The sequence below is a fragment of the Staphylococcus sp. GDX8P114P-2 genome (genome assembly GCF_017892945.1).
In the GTDB taxonomy this organism is placed as follows: Bacteria; Bacillota; Bacilli; order Staphylococcales; family Staphylococcaceae; genus Staphylococcus; species Staphylococcus arlettae.
On sequence record NZ_JAESMB010000025.1, the window covers coordinates 1 to 3395 of the forward strand.

General features: G+C 47.7%; 2 rRNA genes. Both read right to left on the reverse strand.

The annotated features are described in order from the left end of the window. Positions 1 to 105: 105 nt before the first annotated feature. Positions 106 to 220: ribosomal RNA gene (rrf, locus tag KA845_RS12070) — 5S ribosomal RNA — on the reverse strand. 78 nt (positions 221 to 298) lie between these two features. Then, positions 299 to 3219, reverse strand: a 23S ribosomal RNA gene (locus tag KA845_RS12075). Positions 3220 to 3395 lie beyond the last annotated feature (176 nt).

The window sequence follows — 3395 nt, forward strand, 5'->3', positions numbered from 1 at the left end:
TTCGCCTCGTTTCTACTTTTATAATAAAGACCTTGCGGTCTAGATAGTATATTTTTCACATAAAAAAAGAGACCTCTCGGTCTCGGCTCATCGCATCCTATAATTGCCTGGCAACGTCCTACTCTAGCGGGATGTAAATCCAACTACCATCGGCGCTAAGGAGCTTAACTTCTGTGTTCGGCATGGGAACAGGTGTGACCTCCTTGCCATTGTCACCAGACAATGTATGTGAATGTAAGTTATACATTCAAAACTAGATAGTAAGTAAAATAACTAAACCAAGTAAAACCTATTAAAATTGATTAAGTCTTCGATCGATTAGTATTCGTCAGCTCCACATATCACTATGCTTCCACCTCGAACCTATTAACCTCATCATCTTTGAGGGATCTTATAACCGAAGTTGGGAAATCTCATCTTGAGGGGGGCTTCATGCTTAGATGCTTTCAGCACTTATCCCGTCCATACATAGCTACCCAGCGATGCCGTTGGCACGACAACTGGTACACCAGAGGTATGTCCATCCCGGTCCTCTCGTACTAAGGACAGCTCCTCTCAAATTTCCTACGCCCACGACGGATAGGGACCGAACTGTCTCACGACGTTCTGAACCCAGCTCGCGTACCGCTTTAATGGGCGAACAGCCCAACCCTTGGGACCGACTACAGCCCCAGGATGCGATGAGCCGACATCGAGGTGCCAAACCTCCCCGTCGATGTGAACTCTTGGGGGAGATAAGCCTGTTATCCCCGGGGTAGCTTTTATCCGTTGAGCGATGGCCCTTCCATGCGGAACCACCGGATCACTAAGTCCGTCTTTCGACCCTGCTCGACTTGTAAGTCTCGCAGTCAAGCTCCCTTATGCCTTTACACTCTGTGAATGATTTCCAACCATTCTGAGGGAACCTTTGAGCGCCTCCGTTACTCTTTAGGAGGCGACCGCCCCAGTCAAACTGTCCATCTGACACTGTCTCCCACCATGATCAATGGTGCGGGTTAGAAATCCAACACAGCGAGGGTAGTATCCCACCAACGCCTCCACGTAAGCTAGCGCTCACGTATCAAAGGCTCCTACCTATCCTGTACAAGCTGTGCCGAATTTCAATATCAGACTACAGTAAAGCTCCACGGGGTCTTTCCGTCCTGTCGCGGGTAACCTGCATCTTCACAGGTACTATGATTTCACCGAGTCTCTCGTTGAGACAGTGCCCAAATCGTTACGCCTTTCGTGCGGGTCGGAACTTACCCGACAAGGAATTTCGCTACCTTAGGACCGTTATAGTTACGGCCGCCGTTTACTGGGGCTTCGATTCGTAGCTTCGCAGAAGCTAACCACTCCTCTTAACCTTCCAGCACCGGGCAGGCGTCAGCCCCTATACATCACCTTACGGTTTAGCAGAGACCTGTGTTTTTGATAAACAGTCGCTTGGGCCTATTCACTGCGGCTTTCCTGGGCGTGAACCCTAGAAAGCACCCCTTCTCCCGAAGTTACGGGGTCATTTTGCCGAGTTCCTTAACGAGAGTTCGCTCGCTCACCTTAGAATTCTCATCTTGACTACCTGTGTCGGTTTGCGGTACGGGCACCATAATTCTAGCTAGAGGATTTTCTTGGCAGTGTGAAATCAACGACTCGAGGAATAAATTCCTCTCCCCATCACAGCTTGACCTTACGAGTACCGGATTTGCCTAATACTCAGTCTTACTGCTTGGACGTACAATCCAATCGTACGCTTCGCCTATCCTACTGCGTCCCCCCATCGCTTAAAACGAATTGAGGTGGTACAGGAATATCAACCTGTTGTCCATCGCCTACGCCTTTCGGCCTCAGCTTAGGTCCCGACTAACCCAGAGCGGACGAGCCTTCCTCTGGAAACCTTAGTCAATCGGTGGACGGGATTCTCACCCGTCTTTCGCTACTCACACCGGCATTCTCACTTCTAAGCGCTCCACATGTCCTTGCGATCATGCTTCAACGCCCTTAGAACGCTCTCCTACCATTGTCCTACGGACAATCCACAGCTTCGGTAATATGTTTAGCCCCGGTACATTTTCGGCGCAGTGTCACTCGACTAGTGAGCTATTACGCACTCTTTAAATGATGGCTGCTTCTAAGCCAACATCCTAGTTGTCTGGGCAACGCCACATCCTTTTCCACTTAACATATATTTTGGGACCTTAGCTGGTGGTCTGGGCTGTTTCCCTTTCGAACACGGACCTTATCACCCATGTTCTGACTCCCAAGTTAAATTGATTGGCATTCGGAGTTTGTCTGAATTCGGTAACCCGAGAAGGGCCCCTCGTCCAAACAGTGCTCTACCTCCAATAATCATCACTTGAGGCTAGCCCTAAAGCTATTTCGGAGAGAACCAGCTATCTCCAGGTTCGATTGGAATTTCTCCGCTACCCACAACTCATCCGCTCACTTTTCAACGTAAGTCGGTTCGGCCCTCCATTCAGTGTTACCTGAACTTCAGCCTGGTCATGGGTAGATCACCTGGTTTCGGGTCTACGACCAAATACTCAACGCCCTATTCAGACTCGCTTTCGCTGCGGCTCCACATTTGCTGCTTAACCTTGCATCAGATCGTAACTCGCCGGTTCATTCTACAAAAGGCACGCCATCACCCATTAACGGGCTCTGACTACTTGTAAGCACACGGTTTCAAGTTCTCTTTCACTCCCCTTCCGGGGTACTTTTCACCTTTCCCTCACGGTACTGGTTCACTATCGGTCACTAGAGAGTATTTAGCCTTGGGAGATGGTCCTCCCGGATTCCGACGGAATTCCACGTGCTCCGTCGTACTCAGGATCCACTCAAGAGTGTATAAATTTTCGACTACAGGATTATTACCTTCTTTGATTTATCTTTCCAGATAATTCGTCTAATTTATACATTTGTAACTCCGTATAGAGTGTCCTACAACCCCAATAAGCAAGCTTATTGGTTTGGGCTCTTCCCGTTTCGCTCGCCGCTACTCAGGGAATCGATTTTTCTTTCTCTTCCTCCGGGTACTAAGATGTTTCAGTTCTCCGGGTATGCCTTCAGACATGATATATATTCACATGTCGATAACACGACATAACTCGTGCTGGGTTTCCCCATTCGGAAATCTCTGGATCACAGCTTACTTACAGCTCCCCAAAGCATATCGTCGTTAGTAACGTCCTTCATCGGCTTCTAGTGCCAAGGCATCCACCGTGCGCCCTTAATAACTTAATCGTTTGTTTAAATCAAACATTGTTTCATTTAAACCCAAAATGTTATTAATCTGTGAGTGTTCTTTCGAACACTAGCGATTATTTGTTTTGAATTCAAGCTTTTTCAAACTTTAATTCACTCGGTTTTGCTTGGTAAAATCTATATTTTACTTACTTATCTAGTTTTCAATGTACAAT